Below are 20,186 nucleotides of genomic sequence, written 5' to 3'. Positions count from 1 at the left end.
TAACACCATTAGTGGTTGTACCCACTAATCCCTTGCATTCCGTGAAGAATCCCTTTAAATAAATAACCATAATATTTTTTTTTGCTTTTACAGTTAAGACCGTTCAAAAAATATTTGGTTATCCTGAAAAACTTAGCAACTCGGGAGAAAAAATCGATTCCATCATACAAGGATTGACTAAGAAATAAGTTCCTTGCCAGATAATAAATTTTCCACTCCTGGGAATCCCAACCTGTGTTCATTTTAACATCATGAAAAAATTCGAGATCGGTATTAAAATTTATTTTATGACCCAATTTTTTTAAATAGAAAGAGTAATAAACATCATCATAATAGATGAAAAGTTCCGGTTTGATGTAACCATAAGTCTTGATTAAAATTTTCGCGGGAATAAGTACACCAACGAATGAAAATGAAATCACTTCTGAAGATAACTCTGGATTTGCGACATAATCCGATGGTTGTTTTAGGTAACGTATATTGTCTAAGAATGAGTGAGTATTTAGTTTCCATGGAAGATTCATCTTACAAATCTCACCCAATCTGTTTTTCACAACAGCACAATAGATCTCATCAGATTTTGGCTTTAAATTTTTAAATCGTTTCAAAAATTCTGTGTGTGGATAAGCATCATCATCGTAAAATAGGATCCAATCAGTTTGAATATTTTTCGATATATATTCTGCACCATAACGAAAGCCACCTGCACCTCCGTTATTATCCACTTTATGAAGCACAACAATTCTGGGGTCGTCAACACAGTTAAGCCATTCTGTTGTGCCATCTGTTGAAGCGTTGTTAACAATAATAATATGTTGGAATGGCAACTTCCTTGTTGCCATTACTGTGTATTCGAGTTTGTCTAATCTATTGAATGTTACAATTAAAGCGCTTACATTCATCTGACTGAAACCGTAAATGCAGGCATCTGATTCTCGTTTTTGATGGTATCCAGATAGACACGAGCTGTATTCAATGCTTCGGCAATCGTAACATCCATATCTAAATAACGATATGTTCCTAATCGTCCAATAAAAGTAATTTTTTGCTCCTGCTCAGCTAACTCTAAGTATTTTTCAAGCATTTGCATTTCACCAACCTGCCTGATCGGGTAGTAAGGAATATCATTTTCCTCACAGGCACGGCTATATTCTTTATAACATACTGAACCAGCGTGCTTTTCCCAGGGAGCAAAGTATTTATGTTCAGTAATTCGAGTATAGGGTACTTTTTGTTCACAGTAATTCATTACTGCACACCCCTGGTAATCTCCTTCATGATAGAACTTCTCAAAATCAAGGGTTCTATAACCTAAGCGGCCGAATTGATGTTCATAAAAGCCATCAAGAGCACCGCTATAGAAGACATGATCAAATTCATTGATTCTATTTTTATCAAATTCAGTATTTAGCTGAACTTCAATGTTTTCATGAGTGAGAATTTTTTCAACAATGACTGTATAGCCGTCTCTAGGCATTCCCTGGAATTTATGATTAAAGTAATTATCATCATAGTTGAATCTAACAGGAAGCCTTTTGAGTATCGAAGCGGGCAGTTGTGAGGGTTGCATTCCCCATTGTTTGATGGTGTACCCTTTGAAGAAAGCTTCGTATAACTCACGACCTACAAAGCGTAGGGCCTGTTCTTCAAAGGTTTGTGGGTTAATAATGGAAGACTCACCTTTCTCTTCTATATATTTTTTCGCTTCGTCTGGAGAAAGCGTTGTGCCAAAAAATTGGTTTATAGTATGTAAATTTATCGGCAAAGAAAAAACTTTTCCATCTACTGTTGCTTTGACACGATTTACATATGGCATCATCTCAGTATAAAGGTTCAGATAATTCCAGACTTCTTCATTATCGGTATGGAAAATATGAGGCCCATATGTATGAACCGTAACGCCGGTTGTTTCATCAATTTCGCTGTAGCAATTTCCAGCAACATGTTTGCGAACATCGATAACTTTTACTTTGTGACCTTGCTCAGCTAATTCTCGCGCAATAACTGCACCTGAAAAACCAGCACCTACAATTAAAATATTTTTCTTCATCACTTATTCCTTACAAGATTATTGCTGCATAAATTCTTTATATTCAGCAATAACACTCTTGCTGTCGCCAATCTTTCTGACTTTATGATTCTCAATCCAGATAACTTTATTACATACTTTTTCGATATCACTCATACTGTGACTTACAAAAAGAATTGTGACACCCTTACTCTTGAAGTCATTTATGGTATTAATACATTTCCTCTGAAAACTTATATCACCAACTGCTAGGACTTCATCGATTATAAGAATATCAGGATCAACCTGAGTTATTACCGAAAAGCCCAATTTGGCGAGCATTCCACTTGAGTAAACCCGGATCGGCTCATCAATGAATTCACCTAATTCAGAAAATTCAATTATTTTATCTATTCTTTTATTAAGTTCTTTTCTTCGTAATCCCAAAAGCGTCGCATTAAGCCGAATATTTTCCCGACCGGTCAACTCAGGATGAAAACCGCCACCAAGCTCAAGCATTGATGCAACTCGGCCGCTTACTTCCACGCTGCCACTCGTGGGCTTAATAACACCAGCGACGAGCGATAATGAGGTACTTTTCCCCGCACCATTTCGTCCAATCAATGCTACCGATTCACCCTTATTAACCTGAAAACATATGTCTTCAATGGCCAGATACGAACGTCCAGAAAGCATTGATAACGCTCTCTTGGGATTAAAAATTAGCTCCTTAATTCCTGAGCCGATATGATGATATAGAGGATAGCGTTTAGTTACGTTTTTAAATTCAATTGCTACTGTCATTACAAAATCTCAGCGAAACGGAATTTCAATTTATTGAATACCCAAACACCAACGACCATCATTACGAGCGCTGATAAATAAATATGCGAAAGAGTAGTGTAATTTATCGTACCATGCATAAAAAGATCACGCCATGAAACAATCATTAGCGATAAAGGGTTAGTCCCTATAATCCATCTATAAGCTTCAGGAATTAAATCAACTGAATAAAGAATAGGGGTACAATAAAACATCAGCATAATCCCCAGACTTACAAACCTTTCCAAGTCTCGAAAGAAAAGATTCAGTGTCGACAACATTAATGCCAGGCCATAAGTCAGCATCATTTGTCCAAATCCTATCAATGGAATTCCCCATAGCCAGGAAATGGATGGGCTCATATCGTAAATATAAAGAAAAACAACGATAACTGGAATTGTACAAAGAAAATGCAAAAACTCCATTAACACATTACTAAAAGGAATAACTGACCTTGGAAAAACAGTTTTCTTTATGATTTGAGCGTTGGCGATAAATGAAAAAAGTGAATTATTAGCTGAGCTTGCAAACCATTGCCACGGAAATAATCCGGTAATAAGAAAAACTGTATAATTTGGTATTTGAACTCTCATTACCAACTTAAAAATAAAATAATAAATCATTGCAAAAAGTAAAGGATTTGCAATTGACCATAGATAACCTAGAAAACTGCTTTTATATCGTACCTTTAACTCTTTCTCTGTGATTACTGCAATAAGATCAATGAGATAGCCAAAATTATACTTCATATATATTGCTCAAATATGCCTTGTTGATAAGCGCTTCGCTTAATGTTGCAACTCTATGCTGGACTTCTCAGCAAAAGATGAATGCTACCGCCCCTGGCTCACAGCTACCAGTGCACATAAGGTTTGAATCTAACCAATCTGTACTAAAAATTAGGTTCACCTTCGAAAGTCGTTTACAAATCATAGATTAATAGCGAAACATGCAGGACTGAATCTTATGAGAGCGAATCTTTAGCCATCAAAATACGTACCAAACATGCCACTAATTTAAACAGCACAAATCCTAGCATTTTCATAATCTTTAAGAAAGTGACAGCTAATCAATGGTGCTCAAAGATTAGACTAATCCGATGAAATGCAAAAAGCCTGTCTATGACAGGCTTTTAACTTAACTGGTGTTACGACTAGTCACTCAAACCCATTCGGGTTCTTCGACTGCCAGTTCCAGGTATCGCGCATCATCGCATCGATACCGCGCGTGACGCGCCAGTCGAGTTCTTTGTTGGCCAGGCTGGCATCCGCCCAGAACGCCGGCAGATCGCCGTCGCGACGCGGTTTGAACTCGAACGGAATCTGTTTACCGGACGCCTGCTCAAATGCCTTGATCATCTCCAGTACTGAGAAGCCTTTGCCGCCGCCGAGGTTGTAAGCTTTGTAGCCTTCAACTTTTGGCAGGTGATCCAGCGCTTTCAGGTGCCCTTCCGCCAGGTCGACGACGTGAATGTAGTCGCGCTGGCAGGTACCATCTGGCGTCGCGTAGTCATCGCCAAACACGCCCAGCTTGTCCAGACGCCCAATCGCCACCTGCGCAATGTACGGCAGCAGGTTGTTCGGAATACCGGTTGGGTCTTCGCCAATCTCACCGGATTCGTGCGCGCCGACCGGGTTGAAGTAGCGCAGCGCGATGGCTTTGAAGTTCGGCTCGGCTTTGGCGAAGTCGCGCATCACGAACTCAATCATCAGCTTGGAGGTGCCGTACGGACTGGTGGTGCCACCAATCGGCGTCGTTTCGACGTACGGAACCGGTGCGTCAGCGCCATACACGGTGGCGGATGAGCTGAAGATAAAGTTCCACACGCCAGCGGCGCGCATCTCTTCCAGCAGCACCACGGTCCCGGCGACATTGTTTTCGTAATATTCCAGCGGCATGCGCGTGGATTCGCCTACCGCTTTCAGCGCGGCGAAGTGGATGACGGCTGAGATGTCATTGCTGGCAAACAGATCGCGCAGGCAGGCGCGGTCGCGGATGTCGCCTTCAACGAAGACCGCTTTCTTACCGGCCAGCTTCTCAACGCGATTGATTGCTTCGCGCGAGGCATTGCAAAGGTTATCCAGGACTACAACGTCGTCGCCGCGCTCTAACAGCGCCAGCACCGTATGGGAGCCGATGTACCCTGCTCCGCCCGTTACCAAAATAGCCATGTGTACTCCTTTAAAACCGCGCAACCTGCGCGGCGGGGAAAGAGATTATTTTGCCAGAATTTTTTGGATTGCTTCGCGGAAATCGCGGCCCTGGGTGTTGTTGCGCAGACCGTACGAGACGAAGGCCTGCATGTAGCCGAGTTTACGACCGCAGTCGAAGCTGGTGCCGGTCAGCAGCTGAGCATCAACCGGTTTTTTCTGGCTCAGAGAGGCGATGGCATCGGTCAGCTGGATACGGCCCCAGGCACCTGGCTCAGTGCGCTCCAGTTCACCCCAGATATCCGCAGAAAGCACGTAACGGCCCACGGCGGTCAGGTCTGAGTTCAGCTCGGACGGATGCTCAGGTTTTTCTACGAAGTTGGTGATGGTGCTGATATCGCCCGGGTTATCCAGCGGCTGCTCGGTGGTCAGCACGCCATACTCAGACAGGTCTTCGCCCGGCATGTGTTTCGCCAGAACCTGGCTGCGGCCGGTCTCTTCGAAGCGTGCCACCATCGCGGCAAGGTTGTAACGCAGGTGGTCAGCGGTAGAGTCATCCAGCAGCACGTCTGGCAGGACCACCACAAATGGGTTGTCGCCAATCATCGGACGGGCACACAGTACCGAGTGGCCAAGACCCAGCGGGTTCGCCTGACGCACGTTCATGATAGTCACGCCCGGCGGGCAGATTGACTGCACTTCGCTCAGCAGCTGGCGTTTCACGCGCGCTTCTAGCAACGCTTCCAGCTCGTAGGTGGTATCGAAGTGGTTTTCCACTGCATTTTTGGAAGCATGGGTGACCAGCACAATCTCCTTGATGCCCGCCGCCACGCACTCGTCGACAATGTACTGAATCATTGGTTTATCGACGATAGGCAGCATCTCTTTCGGAATGGCTTTAGTCGCAGGGAGCATATGCATACCGAGACCCGCAACCGGGATTACTGCTTTAAGCTTGGTCATATTTATTCCATTTCATGAAGTGAATACGTGGGGTCGATTATGCAGGATCGGCCGGTTAAGCAAGTATAATCTTTATCTGAAAAACCGGCACTAACTCTCTGTCAACACATAAAAAATCGTCAAAGAGTCCATCTGCCACCCGGTAATCAGGCGGGAAAAAAAAGCGGCTAAATGGCTGAAAAACAGTGGAAGGCAGAGTGATGAGCGATGACCGGTGAGGCCAGTGATTGTTGAGCGTTCAGACCGGCGTTGCGCAAACATCATTGGGGCGAAGATGGAAGCGTATTTTTGAAAGGTCGCCATGAATGGCGCCCCTACAGGATCACAGCAGGTTTTTGTAGGGTGCGCATTTGATGCGCACCGGCAGCTGCACTTCAGTCACCGATCACATCTGATTTTGAAAGGTCGCCATGAATGGCGCCCCTACGGGATCACAGCAGGTTTTTGTAGGGTGCGCATTTGATGCGCACCGGCAGCTGCACGTCATTCACCGTCCACATCTGATTTTGAAAGGTCGCCATGAATGGCGCCCCTACAGGATCACGGCAGGTTTTTGTAGGGTGCGCATTGATGCGCACCGGCAGCTGCACGTCAGTCACCGATCACATCTGATGATGCCGGGCGGTCGCCGTTGCCGACGACCACTCCCGTCATCACCGCTTACAGCCAGCCCTCAAACCACTCGGGCATCACGAACAGGTTGAAATGATTCACCAGCAGCATCAGGCCGACAAACACCACCGACACCGACACCCACTGGCGCGCATACGGCATAAAGCGGATGCCAATCACCGGTTTGATGAAGAACGGATGCGCGAAGGCGGAGATCAGCACCTGTGAAATCGACAGCGTCAGCGCCACGTAAATCACGTTCGGCCAGATCCACGTAGTGGCCAGCACCACCACCACCACCAGGCTGGCGACGATATTCCAGTAGAACTCGACGTTGGTGCGTCCGTTCGCCTGGGAGATCGCGCCGGTCAGGCCGCCCATCGGGCGCAGCATACCGAACAGCAGCATCAGTGGGATCAGGTGATACACCTGCTCGTGCGAGGCGCCATACAGCACACGCACAATCACCGGAGAGAGAATACCAATCGCCAGGTACATCGCACTGCTGAACAGCATGATGACGAAGGTGCCCTTGAGGAACAGTTTTTTCAGCTGCTCGGGATCGTGCTGCTTCTCGGCAAAGCGCGGCAGCGCCAGGCGGTTAATCACCGGCGACACCAGTTTCAGCGGCTGCAGAATCAGCTCTTTCGCCAGTGAGTAAATCCCCAGCATTTCGGCACCCATCACTTTACCGACGATCAGCGCATCGGCCTGAGTACGCAGCTGGTTAATGGTCTGCGAACCCAACTGATAGATACCGTAACGCACCGCGCTGACAAAGGTTTTGCCGTCGAACTCCCAGGTTGGCCGCCACGACTTCTCGCCAAAGTAGATCATGCAGAGAATGCGCGTGAAGGCGTTGATGAACAGCCCGAGAATCGCCGCCGCCACCGTCAGCGAGGTGAAATAGAGCATCGCCACCGTACACAGGAAGGCAAACAGCTTAGTGCCCATCTCAATCTTCGCCAGCGTCACCATGCGTTTGGTTTTCACATAGTGCGCCTGATACTGCGACAGGTGACCGAGCACGAGGAAGTTGAGGCTGGTGAGCATAATCAGCGCCGTCAGCTCCGGCAGATGGTAGAACCACGCCACCGGCCAGGCGATGGCCAGCATGATTAAACCGGTACAGAAGCTCAGCGAGACGTTAACCCAGTAAATAGTGCTCTGCTCACGACGTGTAATCTCCTGACGATGCACGATGTAGCTGCTCATGCCCATGTCCTGCAGCACGGTAGCCACCGCCAGAATGGCGTTGATGATCGCCAGCAAACCCAGCTCGTGCGCTTCAAGCTTGCGCGCCAGCACCGCCAGCTGCAGCACCTGCAGCAGCGCGGCAAAGCAGGTGCTGCCAAACAGCCACACCGCCTGTTTTTTTAATCCACTCACACCATGCGCTCCAGAATTTTCGCCAGCTCACCGTAAGCGATGTGCTGATTGAACTCGGTTTCCACTTTATGGCGCGCTGCGGCCACCACCGGTGCAACGTCAACGTCGCCGCGCGACAGGCGCAGCAGCGTGTCCGCCAGCTCGTCGGCATCATTTTCCGATACCAGCCAGCCGCTGACGTTATTCTGAATCAGCTCCGGGATGCCGCTGTGGTAGGTGGACACCACCGGTAAACCAACCGCCATCGCTTCCATCAGCGCCACCGGAATGCCTTCCATATCGCCATCGGCGGCGGTTTTCGACGGCAGCAGGAAGATGTCGGCCTCGCTAAGCGCCTGACGAATCTCCTCCTGCGGCTTGAAGCCCGGCATGGTCACCATGTCTTCCAGGCCAGCACGCGTGATGTGCTCGCGCATCATGCCGTCCTGCTCGCCGTTACCAATGATGGTGAACTGGAACTGACCGCCGTTATCGCGCAGGATTTCACTGGCTTTGACCGCCACGTCCAGCCCTTTTTTCTCGGTCAGGCGCGCCACCGAAACGATGCGCAGCGGTTTGTGGAACGCGTCGCGTGGCTGGAAATTAAACTTCTCCGGCTCGATGCCCATACGCGTGACGTGCACTTTCTCTCGCGGACAGCCCATCTCAATCAGCTTGTTCTCCCACAGATGGCTGATCGGCAGCATCAGTTCGCTCTGTCTGAACAGGTTGATGTAATCCTGTTTGTGCTCTTCAAGAATGTGGCGACGCGAGATGTCAGCGCCGTGGAACACCGTCGCCTGCTTGCCCTTCAGTACCCCCAGCTCGCGCAGTTTATTCGCCAGCGCACCGGCATAGCCGAAGTGCACCAGGAACACATCGGCGGTAAAGGTCTGCCGGGCGTTTGCCACAATGGCTGGCAGCAGCAGCTTTTTCGCCTGCGCACCGTAGCGGCCAACGTTAAGCGACTTCAGCAGCGCCGGTTTGGCGATTTTCGGCAGCATCAGCCCGATGCGCTGGGTCAGTTTGTCGAGGTTTGATACCTTCTCTTCCGGCAGCAGATAGTGGGTTTTCGCCGCCAGATTGTACTCATCGAACGCGGCATGACGGTTGATCATGTCGCCCGGAAACACCGAGATGATCTCGACGTCATAGCCGGCATCGATGAAATGCGTCACCTGATTGAGGACAAACGTCTCAGAGGCAACCGGAAAACGCATGGTGAAAAAGGTTAGCTTCATCACTTACCCCAGGACGTTGAGAATTTCTTCGGTGATGCGGTTGCCGATTTCACGCTCCTGCGCCACCGCGGTGTTCACTTTTTGCTTCACGTTGTCATAGTCCGCCAGCACCGTTTGCACTTTGTCGATCAGCGAGCCATCCATCAGGCTCTGCACATCGGTGGCCATCTGCGGCAGACCCAGCTGGTTCATCACGCCGAGTGATTTGTGCTCGTAGTTGATGGCCACGGCTGGCGTGCCGAAGTTCATGGAAATGATTGCCGAGTGCAGGCGCGTGCCGATGGTGAGATGGCAGTGGCTGAGCAGGATGCCGAGTTCCAGGTCGTTGAACTCGTCCATGATCACATGGTAGTGCTCCGGCTGCTCAACGTGGTCGCGCAGCGTCAGCGCCACCATACGGTCATCTTTGGCATAGCTGTCGATGCCGGTACAGGTGGAGAACGCCACCACCTGATAACCTTCGGCGATCATGGCGTTGATCACCCGGCCAAACGCGGCTTCATACTCTTTCTGCGTAACGCCAAGACGTTTGTCGAACGGTGCCAGCTCACGCACGGTGATAGCGATGGTTTTGCGCGACTGAATGATGTTCTGCCAGTGGAGCAGGTTGTGGCTCGGATTTTCCACCTCGCGCGCCTGCACCAGAAATGCGGTGTCCACGCCCTTCTTCACCCGGCTGGTGGTCACGCCATCCTGCTTCAGGCGATCGAGGCTGACCTCTTCGCGCAGCACCAGGCTGTCGACGCGGTCAAAAACAAAGTTTGCCAGCGCATTGACGCGCGGGTTTTCGAACGGGCCCACCGAGTGACCGATCATGTGCAGCGGCTTCTTCGCCATCAGCGCGCACAGCGCGTGATCAAACTGGGTAACACCGTACAGATCGACGAAGAACGAGCCACCGACCTGAATGATGGCGTCATATTTCGCCAGCCTGCGGGTGAATTCCGCCAGATGCGGCGGCACCGAGAAGGATTTATACACGCCACCTTTGCCAAGGTGCGCCATCATGATGTCCGGCATCAGACGGTTGGCGACTTTGCGCTTCAGGCTGCTGACCAGCCCTTTTGGCGCCTTACTGTTGTGCAGAAACAGCGAATCCTGCTGGATGTGCTGCTGCAGTAAATATCCGGAGCTGGTTGGATAGCGGCTGATGACATCGATATCCAGATCCCCACGCGCGGCCTGTAATGAATCAATCAGTCCACGTAAAATCGCGCCATCCCCACGATTTCCACAGGTATGGTTACCCACCAATAAAATCTTCATAAAAACTCCAGATAAATTTTTGTAATTTTTTACAAGCCGCCAGTTCCATACTGGCTAAGTGAACTCTGTAAGAAAAAACTGCTAATGGGCCAGCGGCCCGAAATTAACGACTGCCTGTTGTGACGTAAATGCGTTACCTGTTTGGCGGTGCGCATAAATGCGCACCCTACATATCTGGCGCTGCGCTGGGTATCAATCCGCGCCCTGCTTCGCCGGTATACGGTGCGCATAAATGCGCACCCTACAAGTCCTGTGCGCGATGATGAGAAGTGCACAGACGTAGGGTCGCCATTCATGGCGACCGCCGCTCACCCTCACGACTTCAGCGCAAAATACGGCAGCGCCACCTGCTCGCCGTTGATCACCACTGAAACAAACCCCTTCGGCTGGCGCGTATCTACCTCTTCGGGCTTGAGCGCGCGCGACGCCAGCAGCAAATCGCCCTGCTCGTTGCCGCCGATGCCGGCTTTACCGTTGTGCAGGCTAAACCGTTGCGGGGCCGGCTGGCTGCCGCTGGTCGGACTGCCCTGCGCCATGGTGGCATCAACGCGCGCGCAGCGGCCGGTGAGGAACCGGTCTTTGGCGGTGCTCTTAATCAGCACCACCGCCGTCGGCGTCCAGCCCGCCAGTTTGACGAACACTTTGCTATCGGTATCGCTGCGCGCATCGACGCGCACCTCCAGCACCGGCGAACTGCCTTCCGCAGACCAGCTGGCTTCCGCCTTGCTGGTTTTGCGCTGCAGATGAATCACTGCGCGACCGCCGGTCTGTTTACCGCCCATCACGTCGAGCAGCGGCTGTTTGTCGCTGCCGTTGCTGAACTGCGACTGACCAAACAACTCGATCTCCCAGCTGTCACCCACGGTGGGCGAGTAAAAATTCCCCAGCTCGAACCAGGTGGCCTGATTGGTGTTGTTGGTCAGACGGAAACGCGACGTGATGTAGTTGTATTTCAGGCTGCCGTCGATGGCCACGCCGTAAGACTCCACCCGCGTTGAGCCCATCTCCCAGATATTCAACCAGCGCTCGCCTTCCAGCGAGTTATCGATCCAGCTGCCAGACTGCAGATTGGTCTGGCGCATGTTGAGGCGGGAATTGCGCGCGTTCAGCGGGTTTTTGCAATCTTCCAGGCTCAGCGCATCAATGATCCACTGACCGTTCGAGATATCGCCGGGGTGCTCGCTGTGCTCAATCCAGCCGTTATGAATGATCGACTGGCTGCAGCGCGGCAGGTTGAGCACCATGCCGCCGGTACAGCGCTGGGCGTTGAAGTTCGACAGCTCAATCGCCGTACTGTGGTCCCACGCACCCTGTTTCTGTCCGGACCAGCTGGCTTTGATCACGTCACCGGTACAGGTGTCGGCGTACCACTGGTCGATTTTGCAGTCCAGCGTATCCAGCAGGCTGATCGAGGTGCCGCCGACGCGGTTGAAGCGCAGGCAGGCACCGCGGAAGAACTGGCCGCCCGGACAGGTGTTGCGGAACAGCCCCTGTTTGTTTGGCCGCTTGTCGTTCTGACCGTTGAAGATCAGGTTGGAGATTTCGGTCCAGCGCGCATTCACCTGGAACAGGAATTCGGAACGACCGTCAGATACCAGCGTGGTCGCCGGGAAATAGCCGAAGTTAACCATCGCGCCGGAAATGCGGAAGAAGCGTTGCTGCTGATCGCCAAAGTCACAGCCGGTCACGAAGAAGGTGCCTGCCGGAAACTGCACGCAGATCTGCTGGTTAGCCTTAAGCGACCACTGATACATGGCTTTGATCGCCGGTGCCGTATCGGTTTTGCCATCGGCGATGGCGCCGAAGTCAAACAGCGTCAGGCGGTTGAAATCCTCCACCACGCGGCGCCAGTAGAACCCGCTGCCGCTGAAAATCACGCCGCCATCATCTTCGCCTTCGCCATACACGCCGACGAACTCGCCGCCGCCCACTTCCAGCCCTTCGTGCCAGCTTTTCAGCTTGATTTTCGCCCCGGCAAACAGCGGTCGGGTTTTACGCAGCTCTTCCACCGACGGAATTTCGCCGATCAGCTGATAGCCGTTCGGCTGCGCCAGACGCTGGCTGAAGTTGCTGGCGTTCGGGCGCGACACGTCGCTGATGGAAAACAGCGTATTGCCCTGGTTATCTTCCACCACCATCGAGTGCGCAGGATTGGCGATTAACGCGGCGTTATCGTGAATGAACTGGGCAAAGTTGCCTTTATTGAGCGCAATTGGCTGGCTCACCTGGGAAACCTTGCCGCTGGCGTCACGCAGATACACCGGAATCTGGTTGCCGGCCTGGCTGGCATCTTTGCCTGCTGCGCCAATCCACAGTTTGCCCTCAAAGTTCTGCCAGAACTGCGGTGGCATGGTATAGACGTTTTCCGGCGTCAGAATCGGCACATCGCCCGGCGGGACGCTGGAGGCATCAACCGCTTTCAGCGCCGGCTGACCACTTTTAGCGGCGTAACTGGAAAACGCGCTCACCGACAGCGCGGCAACAATGGAGGAGGCTGCAGTTTGCAAGACTTCTCTTCTTTTCATGCTAACAATCCCGTGGTCATGGGGCCGCATGGCGGCCGAAAAGGTATCCCCGAGGCACGATAAAAGTGATTACACCAGCGCCAGCCAGCTCTGTTTGATCTGATTACCGTCAAACTTCAGCGCCGTCTCTTTGGTCTTTTCGCTCATAGCAAAGAACAGGCGATCGTCGCTGGCCAGCTGCTCCATGCGCGCCAGGAAAGTGGCTTTGTCGTTCATTGGCACCAGGAAACCATCTTCGCCGTGGTTGATGATCTCCTGCGGTCCGGTCGGACAGTCATAGGCCACCACCGGCAGCGACCAGGATTTGGCTTCCAGCAGTACCAGCGGCAGTCCTTCATAACGTGAAGTCATCAGCGCCATGTCGCTGTCGCGGTAGTAATCATTGATATTGCTGACTTTGCCGACAAAGTTAACGCTGCCGGTGATGCCCAGCGCCGCGGCCTGATCGTGCAGCTGCTGGCGCAGTTCGCCGTCACCGGCGATCACCAGCTTCCACTCCGGGTGTTTTTTGCTGAAGTCGGCCCAGATATCCAGCAGCAGGTCGAAGCCCTTCTGGTTATCGAGGCGGCCTACCGCCAGCGCCTGACGGCTGCGCGTCTCGCGCTGCCAGGATTTGTACACCACCGGGTTAGGAATTTGCTGGCTGGGGATATGCCAGCGGGTGAAGACCTGATGGTCTTTGTCAGTCAGCACGATCACCTGGTCGTAGTAGCGCAGCAGCAGCCACTTCAGCAGTTTGATCGGCTTGCTGAACGAGTTAATAGCGATGTGCTCGCAGGCGTAGGCTTTGAAGGTTTTTTTCTTCATTGCCATCAGGTTCCAGAAGGCAAACATCACGCTCAGGCGCCCCATACTGATCAGGAATACGCTGTCGAAGCCCTCCTGATGGATGCGCGCCACGGCACTTTTAATCGGGTTGCTGTGGCCTTCGAAGCTGACAATCTCTTTCACCCGCTCAAACGGGTAAAAGGTTTTGCCGTGCCCTTCCAGCGAGTAAATGGTGACGGCATGCTCTTCACCGAGGCACTCCGACATGAAGTTGCAGATGTTCTCCGTGCCTGCGTAGGAGTAGGCATCCTTAATAACCAAAACAATCTTTTTCATCTGATACTTTTCACCTCAAATTGCTCAAATCCAGACCCAAGTCATTTGCGTTGCCGCAAGGCGGCAAGTGCGTTCATTCCCGGGAGCTTACTCAAGTAAGTGACCGGGATGGACGTGCGCAGCCAACGTAGCGGCAGCGCGAAGGACACAGGGTCTTAGCGATGTTTAAGGGTGAAAAGAACCCCATTCACCATATACCAGCCGTAATAGTAATAGATTTTTAAAGGATTGTTTTTATAGATAATTCTTAATAATTCGAGGTGCCATTTCGCCGCTTTATTTTTGTTACGCGACAGCGAATCGCCCAGCTCGTAGTAGTTGACCAGCGTCTTCTGGATCACCCGGGCTTGTTTGTAGCGGAGGAACAGCTCATAGAGGAACAGGAAGTCTTCATGGCCTTTACGCTGGAAGAAGATGCCCTGTGGCGGACGTCGGAAACACACCGAGGAGAAGCAGACGCGATACTGCTTCTTCACGAAGTTTTCCTGCTGCAGATAAGGTTTGTGGTAGTTGATGTCGTGATCGGCGGTTTTGGTTTTGTAGTGATAATGGGTGATGACGAAGTCGTCACCGGCGGCCAGCGCCGCGGCCTGCTCGGCCAGTTTCTCCGCGTGCCATTCGTCATCGCTGTCGAGAAACGCAATGATCTCCTCTTTGGCCGCGCGCAGGCCCACGTTGCGCGTTTCCGCCGCGCCGAGGTTGACCTCGTTGCTGAGGATAGTGATGCGCGCGTCCTGGCAGTGCTCGCGCACAAAAGCGAGTGAATCATCGGTGGATTTATCATTGACCAGGTAGAGATGCCAGTCGCTGTAGGTCTGATTCACGATCGACTCAACCGCACGCAGCACGGTGTTGCGCGCGTTGTACATCGGCATCACGATACCGATGGTGCCAACATGATTTGTCATTTGTATACCCGGAGTGTCAGGAACCGAAAAAATGCTCCCGCTGCGGGAGCAAGTGAAAGTCATAAATCGATCAGGAAACCGCTCTTCGCCCCGTGAAGCGCGACTTCAGCTTATCGACCAGGCGATTGATGAAGTAGGCGCGGTTATCACGGTTGGTGAGGAAGAAGTAGCGCGCAAAACTGACGCTGGCCAGCAGCGAATTGCCATCCATTTTGTAGCGCAGCGGCAGCTTGAACGCTTTGTAGGTATGGATATCGCGCGCCGTCAGGTGCGGCTTCATGGTGTCGAGCCAGAAGAAGGAGTACTTCACCGACTCGCCTTTGTGTTTGGAACCAAATTTGGTCACCAGATGGTAGGTCGCCAGCGGTTTGGCGATCATCACAAATTCATAGCCCATGCGGTCGGCGCGGATGCAGAAGTCATAATCCTGATGGCGAATATAGCGCGCATCAAACTGGATTCTGGCGGCATCTTCGCGTTTCAGCACGATGGTACTGGTCTGGATAAAGCCGTAACAGCCAAACAGGTACTCCGCCACGGTCTCGTTCTTACCCGGCGGCTGCATCGGCATCACTTTGAGGAAGCTGCCGTCCTGATGAATATTGACCTGGCTGAAGATGACATAGCGCGATTTACCCTGCGCTTCCAGCTTGCGGATGGTATCGCAAACTTCCAGTAGCTTGTCCGCGTGCCACTCGTCGTCGGCGTCGAGGAAGCTGATGAAGTCGCCCTGCGCCAGTTCAATACCTTTGTTGCGCGCGCCGGCGCCGTTGAGTTTGACCTCAGACAGCTCCAGTTTGATGTCCAGATCCTGATAGCGCTCGCCGCGCACCACCTGCGCCAGTTCCGCGGCATCGGCGGATTTGTCATCCACGATGATGACTTCAAAGTTGCGATAGGTTTGCGCTTTGACGCAATCCAGCGTCGTGACAATCGATTTCGACGCGTTATAAGCGGGAATTACAATTGAGAAGCGGATGTCCTGCATTGCCAGCACCTCTTAAACAGCTGTTCCAGATTCAACGGTAACGCGAGCGGCCTGTAGAAAGGAATCGGCTTTGTTCTGAAAAATCATGCCGTTAGTATTCTTTTTCAAAAAGACTTTTCGTACCGTCACGGAAATACCTAAGATTGTGCTGTGTGTATGTTGGATGGTGCAAAACGCACCGAAAAATTTAGTCGCCATGCATGGCGTTATGTTCGAGAAAGCGGTTTGCCGGTCGCCATGAATGGCGACCCTACAGCCTCGGGCACGGTTCTGACCGTCAGTGCATTTATGCGCACCAGCAAAGAGGTCAATTCTCCTGCACCGTCCACGTAGGGTGCGCATTTATGCGCACCTCGCTAACGCATTTTAGTCATAAAAAGGGGCGGAAAATCCGCCCCCGATAGTGCTTAGCTTTTGCTCTCTTTGCCGTATTCGTAGTTGTAATAGTCGTAGCCATAACCATAGGCATTCGACGCTTTACGGACCACGGCGTTGAGGATGACGCCTTTAATCTCGATACCGTTCTGGGCGAAGCGCTTGTAGCTAACATCCAGCTCTTTGGTGGTGTTGGTTTCGAAACGCGCCACCATCAGCGAAGTACCGGCCAGCTTACCGATGATGGAAGCGTCGGTCACAGCCAGAATCGGCGGCGTATCGATCAGCACCAGGTCATAGTTCTTGCTCGCCCAGTCCAGCAGCTCCTGCATGCGACGATGCATCAGCAGTTCAGACGGGTTCGGTGGCACCTGACCGCGCGGCAGGAAGTCAAAACCGTACACGCCCTTCTGAATCATCGCCGGCGAGAACTCGCTCTTGCCTGACAGTACGTTAGACAGGCCGGTCTTGTTATCCGCACCCAGCAGCTCGTGGGTATAGCCGCGGCGCATATCACCATCGATGAACAGTACGCGCTGACCTGCTTTGGATACCAGCGTCGCCAGGTTGGCACAGATAAAGGTTTTACCAATACCCGGGCTGGCACCGGTGATCATCAGGATATTGTTTTTCGCTTCCATCATGGCGAAGTGCAGGCTGGTGCGCAGGCTACGAATCGCTTCAATGGAGAGGTCAGTCGGGTTACCCAGCGCCAGCAGGGTGTTGTGCGGATCCGACTTCTCTTTGCTGCCGCGTCGCGCCAGCGCTTCGGTGTCTTTCTTACGCTGCCACTCGGAGAGCGGTACGCTGGCATAGACGTTCATGCCCAGCTCTTCCAGCTGCTCCGGATTGTCGATACCGTGGTGGAACAGTGCTTTCAGCAGCACCAGACCAACCGACAGCATCAGACCAACAATCAGGCCCGCGACAATAATCAGCAGTTTCTTTGGTGCCACCGGGCTGGTGCTGGTTTCAGCACGGTCGATGATGCGCACATCACCCACGGTGCTGGCCTTGCTAATGCCCAGTTCCTGCTGACGGTTCAGCAGCTGCATGTAGATTTCCTGACCGGCCTGCACGTCACGCGTCAGACGCAGAATCTCCTGCTGGGTCTGCGGCATGGCCGAGATTTTCTTGTTCAGCTGTGCCTGTTCCGCTTCCAGCGTTTTGCGTTTTTCCAGCAGCGCGCGGTACGTTGGGTGGTCTTTGGTGAACAGCTGGGAAACTTCGGCTTCACGGAAGGTCAGCTCGTTCAGCTGGCTCTGGACGCTAACGGAAGAGTCGAGCGCCGATTTGGCTTCCAGCGACATGTCGACCGACTCGTTCTGACGACGGAAGGTGTTCAGCTTGTCTTCCGCATCATCCAGTTTGGCACGCACGTTAGGCAGCTGGGTGCGCAGGAATTCGAGGCTCTTTTCCGCCTGCTCAGACTTACGCTCAACGTTCTGCAGCAGATAGTTGTTGACGATCTGGTTCAGCACGCGGCTCGCCTGCTCCTGATCTTCATCCTGGAACTCCAGGCCCAGCACGCCGGTGGTTTTGCCTTTATCGGCGACGGTCAGCGCGCCCAGCACGGTTTTAATCGCCTGCAGGTCGCTCAGCTTGGTGACGCTGAAGCTGGTGCCTTCGTCAGCCTGAATGCCGCTAACCAGCATGGTGACGTCGCCGTGCTGCTCCAGCTGACCCACGCGGCCTTTGAACAGCTCGTCGCCGTCTTTGCTCACGGTATAGGTCTGCGGACCGGTGACTTCCAGCTCAACGGTACGTTTGTCAATGCTGCGCGGAATTTCCAGGCGTGAAATGGCAATCTGCGCCGGCTTGTTTCCCATCAGGCGCGACAGACCTTTACCGATCACCGGGAAGTAGTTTTGCTGAATGACCGTGTCCAGACCGAGGTCGTTAACGGTTTTACCAATCACCATGCGGGATTCGATGATCTGAATCTCGGTGTCTGATGCTGGCGTGGTCGGAATCACATCCTGTAATTCGTTCAGCACCGAGGCGGTGTTTTTCTGCTCCACCTGCACCATAGCGTCCGCGCTATAGATTGGCGTAGCAAACAGTGTGTAGAGCGTTGCCATCAGCATAAAGAAAGCGGTGACCGCCACGATGATCCAGCGATGATCGATCAGCTGTCCCACAAGATGCGCCAGATCCCATCCATTCGAATCTTCTTTTGGCGCAGTCATAACCTTGTTTTTGATATTCATGGATATTCCCAACTATCGGCTTAGTACGTTAACCCATTTCTGGGTAGCGTTTTCCAGTAACCCGTAAACCTCTTCAAAGGCCTCACGGCTTTTTTTGTACGGATCCGCAATTTCCTGTTGGTTAAGCCAGTGGCCCAGCAGCATGGTCTTCCCCCGCGCGGCCGGATCGATGCGATTCACCTGCTCAACGTGGCGCTTCTCCATTACCAGAATCAGGTCAAAGTCACGGCACATGCTGGCCGTTAACTGCTGAGCCTCATGACCGTCCAGCGAGACGCCATGTTCAGCGGCGACGGCGCTGGCCGTCTTATCCGCCGGATGGCCCTTCAGGGCGCCAAGACCGGCAGAAGCGATACGGGTATGCGGAAGTGCGCGTTTAAACAGACGCTCCCCGGTGGGGGAGCGGCAAATGTTGCCGACGCAGACGACTAACACTGACTTAATCATGGTAAAACCTTAGTCCGACCAGTTGCGGAAACGCAGCGCTGCGGAGCTTGCATCGTCGATACCCACGATGGTCGGCAGCAGTCCGGAAATCACGCGGTTCCAGCGGGTGATTGGTGTTGCGGTGACGTAGACAATGTCGTACGGCTCCAGTTGGAATTCGGTGCCCATCACCATCGACGCCGCATCTTTGGTGTTCAGCTGATAGATGTTGGCGATCTTGGTGCGGTTAGCACCGCGAATCGGACGAATGACGAATACGCCGGTGGCGTCAGAGGTGGTTTGATCCATGCCCTGTGCGTTACCCAGTGCTTCAGCCAGCGTCATGCCGCTGCGGTCCATCTTCAGCGTGGTCTGCTGTTTCACTTCGCCCATTACGAAGATCTTCAGATCGTCGTTACGCGGTACGTAAAGGATATCGCCCGGATAGAGCAGATGGTTCTGGCTCAGGTCGCCGTTTTGCATCAGCGCCTGCAGCGAAATGCGCTGCTCGCGGCCGTTGTGCGTCAGCACCACGTTGCGCCAGTCGGCGTCAGCGGCAAGGCCACCCGCGGCGTTCACCGCATCCAGCACGGTCAGCGGCACGTTGGTGATCGGCTGCTGGCCGGAGGTGGTGACCGAACCGGTCACGTAGGCTTTCTGCGAACGGAACGCGGCCACATTGACATCCACCTGCGGACTTTCAATGAACTGCGCCAGACGACGCGCGATTTCACTGCGGATTTCCGTCACGGTGCGGCCTGCAACGCGCACTTTACCGATGTACGGATAGAAGATGGTACCGTCTGCCTGCACCCAGTTACCGGTGTCGCTGGCGCTACGGTACTGACCGGCCGGCGTGGTCAGCTCAGGGTGATCCCATACGGTGACGTTCAGTACGTCGCCGATGCCAACGCGGTATTGATAGCTCTGAATCTCGTTCTGCAGCAGCGGGTTAGCCTGAGCAACCAGCGGCTTCGGACGCATCTGTTCAACCAGACGCGGCGTCAGAGGGAAGACGTTAACGTATTTGTCGATGTCAAAATTGCTATCCTGTTGCTCAATGACATCTTTTCCGCTAGTGGAAAGGTGCGAACCTGGTTCGATGGTGCACCCGGAGAGGAAAGTCGCGGATACCAGTAACGGTATCAATTTAGTTTTCATTATCATCTGGTTCTTCGCTATCAGTTAATGATTGATAGAGGCGAAAACGCCGCTGTGTA

General features: G+C 52.5%; 16 protein-coding genes. All 16 read right to left on the bottom strand.

Translation table 11 applies throughout. The features are described 5' to 3' along the window. Positions 1 to 8: 8 nt before the first annotated feature. The 16 genes from AC6I7J_RS07125 to AC6I7J_RS07050 all read right to left on the bottom strand — a co-directional run bounded on the left by AC6I7J_RS07125 (position 9) and on the right by AC6I7J_RS07050 (position 20,127). Positions 9 to 902, bottom strand: coding sequence for a glycosyltransferase (locus AC6I7J_RS07125; protein WP_136548134.1), 894 nt, complete (start codon positions 900 to 902; stop codon positions 9 to 11). Then, positions 899 to 2,053, bottom strand: a complete 1,155-nt coding sequence (gene glf / locus AC6I7J_RS07120) for a UDP-galactopyranose mutase (RefSeq protein WP_136548132.1) — start codon at positions 2,051 to 2,053, stop codon at positions 899 to 901. The genes AC6I7J_RS07125 and glf overlap by 4 nt, the downstream gene beginning before the upstream one ends. A 15-nt stretch (positions 2,054 to 2,068) precedes the next feature. Then, positions 2,069 to 2,812 carry an ABC transporter ATP-binding protein gene (locus AC6I7J_RS07115; RefSeq protein WP_150360811.1) on the bottom strand — a complete coding sequence of 248 codons (744 nt, stop codon included), beginning with the start codon at positions 2,810 to 2,812 and terminating at the stop codon, positions 2,069 to 2,071. Continuing rightward, the gene (locus AC6I7J_RS07110; protein WP_150360810.1) at positions 2,812 to 3,579 is read right to left on the bottom strand and encodes an ABC transporter permease; all 768 of its coding nucleotides are present in this window, start codon (positions 3,577 to 3,579) and stop codon (positions 2,812 to 2,814) included. The genes AC6I7J_RS07115 and AC6I7J_RS07110 overlap by 1 nt, the downstream gene beginning before the upstream one ends. Before the next feature lie 408 nt (positions 3,580 to 3,987). Next, on the bottom strand, positions 3,988 to 5,001 hold the full coding sequence (galE, locus tag AC6I7J_RS07105) for a UDP-glucose 4-epimerase GalE (protein ID WP_058780359.1): 1,014 nt from the start codon (positions 4,999 to 5,001) through the stop codon (positions 3,988 to 3,990). Positions 5,002 to 5,046: 45 nt separating this feature from the next. Then, a complete protein-coding gene (gene galF / locus AC6I7J_RS07100; RefSeq protein WP_021509335.1) occupies positions 5,047 to 5,943 on the bottom strand; it encodes a UTP--glucose-1-phosphate uridylyltransferase GalF in 897 nt (298 codons plus the stop codon). Between the two features lie 660 nt (positions 5,944 to 6,603). After that, entirely contained in the window at positions 6,604 to 7,944 is a 1,341-nt protein-coding gene (locus tag AC6I7J_RS07095) for an MOP flippase family protein (protein ID WP_021509334.1), read from the bottom strand. Continuing rightward, a complete protein-coding gene (locus tag AC6I7J_RS07090; protein ID WP_222951852.1) occupies positions 7,941 to 9,164 on the bottom strand; it encodes a glycosyltransferase in 1,224 nt (407 codons plus the stop codon). Before AC6I7J_RS07090 ends, AC6I7J_RS07095 begins: the two co-directional genes overlap by 4 nt. Before the next feature lie 3 nt (positions 9,165 to 9,167). After that, positions 9,168 to 10,430, bottom strand: coding sequence for a colanic acid biosynthesis pyruvyl transferase WcaK (gene wcaK, locus AC6I7J_RS07085; RefSeq protein ID WP_498007038.1), 1,263 nt, complete (start codon positions 10,428 to 10,430; stop codon positions 9,168 to 9,170). Positions 10,431 to 10,744: 314 nt separating this feature from the next. Continuing rightward, positions 10,745 to 12,955: a phage tailspike protein gene (locus tag AC6I7J_RS07080; protein ID WP_058780357.1), complete on the bottom strand. Its 2,211-nt coding sequence runs from the start codon at positions 12,953 to 12,955 to the stop codon at positions 10,745 to 10,747. A 69-nt stretch (positions 12,956 to 13,024) separates the two neighbouring features. After that, entirely contained in the window at positions 13,025 to 14,059 is a 1,035-nt protein-coding gene (locus AC6I7J_RS07075; RefSeq protein WP_021509330.1) for a glycosyltransferase, read from the bottom strand. Positions 14,060 to 14,214: 155 nt separating this feature from the next. Next, complete coding sequence (locus AC6I7J_RS07070) at positions 14,215 to 14,967, bottom strand: glycosyltransferase family 2 protein (RefSeq protein ID WP_058757293.1); 753 nt, start codon at positions 14,965 to 14,967, stop codon at positions 14,215 to 14,217. A gap of 70 nt (positions 14,968 to 15,037) precedes the next feature. Beyond that, the gene (locus AC6I7J_RS07065; RefSeq protein WP_058757292.1) at positions 15,038 to 15,955 is read right to left on the bottom strand and encodes a glycosyltransferase family 2 protein; all 918 of its coding nucleotides are present in this window, start codon (positions 15,953 to 15,955) and stop codon (positions 15,038 to 15,040) included. Between the two features lie 407 nt (positions 15,956 to 16,362). Beyond that, complete coding sequence (wzc, locus tag AC6I7J_RS07060) at positions 16,363 to 18,540, bottom strand: tyrosine-protein kinase Wzc (protein WP_021509327.1); 2,178 nt, start codon at positions 18,538 to 18,540, stop codon at positions 16,363 to 16,365. A gap of 12 nt (positions 18,541 to 18,552) precedes the next feature. Beyond that, complete coding sequence (locus AC6I7J_RS07055) at positions 18,553 to 18,987, bottom strand: arsenate reductase/protein-tyrosine-phosphatase family protein (RefSeq protein ID WP_021509326.1); 435 nt, start codon at positions 18,985 to 18,987, stop codon at positions 18,553 to 18,555. 9 nt (positions 18,988 to 18,996) lie between these two features. Beyond that, the gene (locus tag AC6I7J_RS07050; protein WP_031280061.1) at positions 18,997 to 20,127 is read right to left on the bottom strand and encodes a polysaccharide export protein; all 1,131 of its coding nucleotides are present in this window, start codon (positions 20,125 to 20,127) and stop codon (positions 18,997 to 18,999) included. Between the last annotated feature and the right edge of the window lie 59 nt (positions 20,128 to 20,186).

It is taken from the genome of Type-C symbiont of Plautia stali (assembly GCF_059730935.1).
The sequence above is the reverse complement of the archived record's forward strand: the minus strand, read 5'-3'. Positions and strand labels throughout refer to the sequence as shown.